This is a genomic window from Vibrio sp. Of14-4 (genome assembly GCF_022347625.1).
In the GTDB taxonomy this organism is placed as follows: Bacteria; Pseudomonadota; Gammaproteobacteria; order Enterobacterales; family Vibrionaceae; genus Vibrio; species Vibrio pristinus.
This window is the reverse complement of sequence record NZ_JAKRGI010000023.1, coordinates 57495-64442: the sequence shown is the minus strand read 5'-3', so window position 1 is coordinate 64442 and position 6948 is coordinate 57495. Positions and strand designations below refer to the sequence as shown.

Annotated in this window: 3 protein-coding genes; 1 reads left to right on the top strand and 2 read right to left on the bottom strand. The window is 43.8% G+C overall.

Features of this window, described 5'->3' with window-relative positions; translation table 11 throughout:
* Positions 1 to 312 precede the first annotated feature (312 nt).
* Positions 313 to 1605 carry a sodium:proton antiporter gene (locus MHN79_RS18290; RefSeq protein WP_239174088.1) on the bottom strand — a complete coding sequence of 431 codons (1293 nt, stop codon included), beginning with the start codon at positions 1603 to 1605 and terminating at the stop codon, positions 313 to 315.
* Positions 1606 to 1773: 168 nt separating this feature from the next.
* Between MHN79_RS18290 and metH the strand changes: the two genes are divergently transcribed.
* On the top strand, positions 1774 to 5451 hold the full coding sequence (gene metH, locus MHN79_RS18285; RefSeq protein WP_239174086.1) for a methionine synthase: 3678 nt from the start codon (positions 1774 to 1776) through the stop codon (positions 5449 to 5451).
* Between the two features lie 61 nt (positions 5452 to 5512).
* On the opposite strand, the gene mgtE is transcribed toward metH, so the two are convergent.
* Complete coding sequence (mgtE, locus tag MHN79_RS18280) at positions 5513 to 6868, bottom strand: magnesium transporter (protein ID WP_114787769.1); 1356 nt, start codon at positions 6866 to 6868, stop codon at positions 5513 to 5515.
* Positions 6869 to 6948 lie beyond the last annotated feature (80 nt).

Sequence of the window (6948 nt, the reverse complement as noted above, 5' to 3'; positions counted from 1 at the left end):
GTTGGTTAGAATACCGGCCTGTCACGCCGGGGGTCGCGGGTTCGAGTCCCGTCCGCTCCGCCACTTCTTCTTAAACCCCAGCAGCAATGCTGGGGTTTTCTTTTATCCAACACTCCTATTTTATTGCTTTCCATTAGACACGGTTCCTTAACTTAATCGATGGCTTTGATATTTGAGCTATAGGAATTTGTAGGATACGACGATGTTGCTTCTCTATGATTAGAAGTTTAGATATTTCGTACTAGTGTTAAGGTTTCTGGGAAAGCATAAAGGCTCTGATAGAGCCTTTATGTTAAGAGTTGGATATGATGATTAATTATTATCTGATTCCATCTTTTTTTCAGCAAGCTTGGCTTTTTCTATCATAGGAGTAATCGTTGAACCCTGAACTAAGATGGAAAAAACCACAACTGAGTAGGTCATAACGAGAATAATTTCTTTCACGTCGATAAGCTTGTCTTGAATAACCCAAATCCCTGAGGGAATAGAAAGGGCCATAGCTAGGGCTAAACCGCCCCTTAAACCGCCCCAAGTCAGGATCTTGACTGACCATGGGTTGTACTTTCTATGCCGTTTAAAGCCGATATACGCAAGGAAAACACTTAGGTAACGCGCGCCCAGTACTAAGGGTACGGAAAATGCCATTAAGATCCAATCTTCTTCATGGAATTCAAACAGTAGCATGGACATACCGATCAAAAGAAACAGCACGCCGTTTAAAAACTCATCGACAAGTTCCCAGAAGTGATCAAGGTGGTCTTCACTCTCTTTAGAGAAACCAATAAATCGAGTCCAGTTGCCGATCATAATTCCAGATACAACCATAGCAAGCGGCCCTGAAACGTGCAGAACTTCCGCAAATGCATAGCCAGCCGTAGGCACACCTATCGTTAGCAGTAACTCCATTGAGTGATCGTCGGTTGAGCTGATCAGGTAATGGAATAGTAATCCAAGAGCAAATCCATATACGATGCCGCCAATGGCTTCTTGGATAAATAGCATAGTGACGCTACCTACTGTTGGAGCTTCACTACCAAATGCTATGGTGAACAGCGTAACAAATATAACTAAGCCGAAACCATCGTTAAATAAAGATTCTCCCTCAATTTGAGTGGAGATACGCTCAGGAGCATCTAGCTTTTTGACAATAGCAAGAACGGCAATAGGGTCGGTAGGGGAAATCAGTGCGCCAAAGAGCAAGCAATATACAAGGTCAAATTGAACACCGAGTAGCTGGCAAAAGCCGTATAAGACGAATCCAATAAAAAATGTTGAGAATAAAGTAGCGCCCAAAGCAAGGACGGTAATTTCCCATTTCTGATTTTTTAAGTGAGGTAATTTAATGCCTAAACCACCAGCGAATAATAAAAAGCCCAATATGCCTTTGAGAAGAAAGTCTTCAAAATTAATACTTGATACTGTATCAGAAGCAATTTCGGTCAGATGAAACCAGTTGTTTTGTCCAGCGATTAGAATAAGAAGAGATAGAACCATTGAGCCTGCCGTAATAGCAATGGTTGTTTGCATCTTTCCTATCTTGCTGTTTATAAAGGCAATAAACATTGCGGCGGCAGATAAAAAACAGAGAGTGTAATAAACCGACATTGGGATCTCAAAGTGTGACAAATTATGTCTGAGAATTCTCTTCTCGACGTGATTAAATAGCAAACGTTTTTTGTCATTCTTAGGTGAGAAATTTAGTCGTTTAGACGTCTAGACTCCTTTTCAAACTGTGATAGGATGGCTGAATAAGGAAAGTAATGGGGCTGTATCGTGGGAAGTAATATAAGGCAAGAGATAGAAACTCAGTTAAAACATCGTATATTGCTGATTGATGGTGGTATGGGCACCATGATTCAGGGGCATAAACTAGAGGAAGCAGACTACCGAGGTGAGCGCTTTGCTAATTGGCACTGTGATCTTAAAGGTAACAATGATCTTTTAGTATTAACTCAACCAGATTTGATTAAGGCTATCCACTGTGAGTATCTACAAGCAGGTGCTGATATCCTTGAAACCAATACGTTCAATGCTACTACCATCGCCATGGCTGACTACGATATGGAAAGCCTTAGCGAAGAGATTAACTACCAAGCTGCAAGACTAGCCCGTGCAGCGGCTGATGAATGGACAGCAAAGAATCCACAAAAGCCTCGTTATGTTGCCGGTGTACTTGGTCCTACTAATCGTACTTGCTCTATTTCTCCAGATGTTAATGACCCAGGTTACCGTAATGTAAGTTTTGATGAGTTAGTTAGTGCTTACTCAGAATCCACCAAAGCTTTAATAAGAGGCGGCTCTGATCTCATACTTATCGAAACCATCTTTGATACGTTAAATGCCAAAGCTTGTGCATTCGCAGTTGATAGTGTGTTTGAAGAATTAGGGCTGACATTGCCTGTCATGATTTCTGGCACCATCACAGATGCATCAGGCAGGACACTATCAGGACAGACAACAGAAGCTTTCTATAATTCTCTTCGCCACGTAAAGCCTATTTCATTTGGTCTTAATTGTGCTCTTGGTCCTGATGAACTTCGTCCTTATGTCGAGGAATTGTCCCGTATTGCAGAATCATTTGTTTCTGCCCACCCTAATGCAGGGTTACCGAATGCTTTTGGCGAATATGATCTATCTCCTCAAGACATGGCAATGCATGTTAAGGAATGGGCTCAGAGTGGTTTTCTCAATTTAATTGGCGGATGCTGTGGCACAACCCCTGAGCATATACGCCACATGGCGGAGGCTGTGGAGGCTATCACTCCTCGTCAGTTGCCAGAGCTAACCGTAGCGTGCCGTCTCTCTGGATTAGAACCGCTGACCATAGAGAAAAACACCTTATTTGTTAATGTGGGTGAACGAACTAATGTGACAGGTTCAGCTCGTTTTAAACGTTTGATAAAAGAAGAGTTATACGATGAGGCGCTCGATGTTGCTCGTCAGCAAGTGGAAAATGGCGCTCAAATTATCGATATAAACATGGATGAGGGTATGCTTGATGCAGAGGCATGCATGGTGCGCTTCCTTAACCTGTGTGCTTCAGAGCCTGAAATATCCAAAGTTCCTATTATGGTTGACTCATCTAAATGGGAGGTCATAGAAGCAGGGCTTAAGTGTATCCAAGGCAAGGGGATTGTGAATTCTATTTCCTTGAAGGAAGGCAAAGATAAGTTTATTGAACAAGCAAAACTTATTCGCCGCTATGGCGCTGCGGTTATTGTCATGGCGTTTGATGAAATTGGTCAGGCAGAAACTCGTCAGAGAAAGTTGGAAATCTGTACTCAAGCATACCGAATTTTGGTTGATGAAGTGGGTTTCCCTGCAGAAGATATTATCTTCGATCCTAATATATTTGCCGTTGCGACGGGTATCGAAGAACATAACAACTACGCGGTCGATTTCATTGATGCGGTTGCGGATATTAAGCGCGATCTTCCTTATGCGATGATTTCCGGTGGTGTGTCCAACGTTTCTTTTTCATTTCGGGGCAACAATTACGTCCGTGAAGCCATTCATGCTGTGTTTCTTTACCATTGCTTTCGTAATGGTATGGATATGGGCATAGTGAATGCTGGCCAGTTAGAAATCTATGATAATGTTCCTGAAAAGCTTAGAGAAGCTGTAGAAGATGTAGTTCTTAATCGCCGTGATGACGCAACCGAACGATTACTAGACATCGCTGCCGAATACGCACAAAAAGGGGTCGGTAAAGAGGAAGACGCTAGCGCGCTTGAGTGGCGAACTTGGCCCGTAGCCAAACGGTTAGAACATGCCTTGGTGAAAGGTATTACCGAGTTTATTGTTGAGGATACCGAAGAAGCGCGCATCAACGCAGCTAAGCCTCTTGAGGTGATTGAAGGTCCTTTAATGGACGGTATGAATGTGGTCGGTGATTTATTTGGTGAGGGTAAGATGTTTCTTCCCCAAGTAGTGAAGTCTGCTCGAGTGATGAAGCAAGCCGTCGCACATTTAGAACCCTTCATCAATGCCGAAAAACAAGCCGGATCTTCTAACGGTAAGATACTGTTGGCAACGGTGAAAGGCGATGTTCATGATATAGGTAAAAACATCGTTGGGGTCGTTTTACAATGCAACAATTACGAAATTATTGATCTGGGCGTAATGGTGCCATGTGAGAAAATACTCAAGGTCGCCAAAGAAGAAAATGTCGATATTATAGGCTTGTCCGGTTTAATTACCCCTTCTCTTGATGAAATGGTCCATGTAGCTAAAGAAATGGAGCGTCTTGATTACCACTTGCCTTTATTGATAGGCGGAGCGACAACTTCTAAAGCTCACACCGCAGTCAAGATAGAACAAAATTATCGCCATCCGGTTGTGTATGTGAACAATGCGTCTCGCGCTGTGGGTGTATGTACATCCCTACTTTCTGACGAGTTACGCCCAGCCTTTATTGAAAAACTAGATGCAGATTATGTGCGAGTTCGTGATCAACATAATCGTAAGAAGCCGCGCACCAAGCCAGTAACGCTTGAACAAGCACGAGAGAATAAAGTCGCCATCGATTGGGATAGCTATACTCCACCGGCTCCGGCAAAACCTGGGATACATGTGTTTGATGATTTTGATGCCGCAATTCTTCGTCGTTACATTGACTGGACTCCATTTTTTATGACTTGGTCTTTGGTTGGGAAATATCCGGCAATTTTTGAACATGAAGAAGTTGGAGAAGAAGCTAAAAGATTATTTGCCGATGCCAATGAATTGCTTGATAGAGTAGAAAGAGAGGGACTATTAAAAGCTCGCGGCATGTGCGCGCTTTTCCCAGCGGCAAGTGTTGGTGATGATATTGAAGTTTATACCGATGAGTCTCGTACTCAAGTTTATAAAACATTACATAACTTGCGCCAGCAAACTGAAAAACCTAAGGGCTACAATTACTGTCTATCCGATTATATTGCACCTAAAACTTGCGGAAAGTCCGATTGGATTGGTGCCTTTGCGGTGACTGGGGGAATTGGAGAACGTGAGTTGGCGGACGAATATAAAGCCAATGGAGATGACTATAACGCAATTATGATTCAGGCTGTGGCGGATAGGCTTGCAGAAGCGTTCGCCGAGTATCTTCATGAGCGAGTACGCAAAGAAATTTGGGGTTATGCTACAGATGAAAATTTATCTAATGAAGAGCTGATAAGGGAGAAATATCAAGGTATTCGACCAGCACCTGGCTATCCAGCGTGCCCTGAGCATACAGAGAAAGCAACCTTGTGGGAATTGCTCAACGTTGAAAAGACAATAGAGATGTCTTTAACCACAAGTTATGCCATGTGGCCAGGAGCTTCGGTCTCAGGCTGGTATTTTTCACATCCTGACTCGCGTTATTTTGCGATTGCTCAGATTCAGCAAGACCAAGTTGAGAGTTACGCGAAACGCAAAGGATGGGATAACTTGGAAGCTGAGAAATGGTTAGGCCCTAATATCAACTAGTGTTTTCTAGAGGTCAACAAAGCACAGTGTGGGATGTGCTTTGTTGAACGCTCTGGTTTGGCTAAATCATAAATGTCGCTAAGCCTAAAAATACTGATAAACCAATCACATCCGTGACGGTTGTTAGTGCCATTCCACCTGCAAGTGCAGGGTCAATCTTCATTTTTTTCAGTAGGATAGGAATGGTAACGCCAGCGATGCCTGCCACAAGCAGATTGGTTAACATGGCTGCTGAGATAATTCCCCCCAACATCCAATTGCCTTTCCAAGCGACCACAATACCACCTATGATTAGCGCCCACATGATCCCGTTTACTAGGCCTATGGCCGCTTCTTTGGCCAGTAGCTCACGCTTGTTTGCATCACCGATATGACCAAGCGCGAGTCCTCTTATTACAAGTGCTACGGTTTGATTTCCTGCTACACCTCCCATCGAAGGCACTATAGTCATCAGAACCGCAATCGCTGCCATTTGCTCTAACGTTGCTTCGAACATATTTGATACAGACGCCGCGGCCAGCGCCGCAAGCACATTCGCACCTAGCCAAATACTGCGTTTGCGAGCGGATTTAAATACCGGAGCAAAGGTGTCTTCATCATCATCCATACCCGCCATACTCATCATAGAGTGTTCAGCATCTTCACGAATAACATCTACGACATCATCAATAGTAATTCGGCCAACAAGATGCTGATGTTCATTAATGACAGGGGCCGAGACCCAATTTCGCCGTTCAAAAAGGCTAGCAATATCAGAGTCACTCATGGTGACTTCTATTGCTTCGTCAGCATCAGCCATAACGTCACTGACTTTGACATCAGGCTGTGTTGTGATCAGGGTTGTGATCGGCAGCTGACCAATAAGTTGACTGTCTTCATTTATCACGTAAAGCGCATCTGTTGCTTCAGGTAATTCCCCTTTTATGCGCAGATAGCGAAGAACAACATCGACATCGACATCACCACGAATGGTAATCACATCTGTGTTCATCAGGCCGCCCGCGCTATCCTCAGGGTAGGATAATGCTGTTTCGACCCTTAAACGGTCGGAGATGTCCATTTGTGAAAGGACTTCACGTGATACATCGTCAGGTAAGCTTCGCAGAACGTAGGCGACATCATCGGTGTCCATGCCTTCGGTGGCTTCCGCGAGCACTTCAGGCTCCATCTTTGAGACTAAAGCGTCTTTGACGTCTTCATTAAGTTCATCCAGAATTTCACCGTAATCTTCAGGATCGGTGAGTTGCCAAAGTACATCTCGGCTTTTTCGTGGAGAGGCTTCTAACAGATGGGCAATATCTTCTGGCTCCATGTCCTGAAGTTGTCGCCGGACATGGACAAATCGGCCATTTTCTAGAGCTTCTGAAACTTCTTGGAGGGCTTGGTGAGCTTGATCGAATTCAATTTGCTCTGCCATCTCTTCCCCCTGACTCTATAAGCTTACAATACGTCGAATAGTAACTTAATTTTAGTGTTTATTTAATAAGTTAATACAAA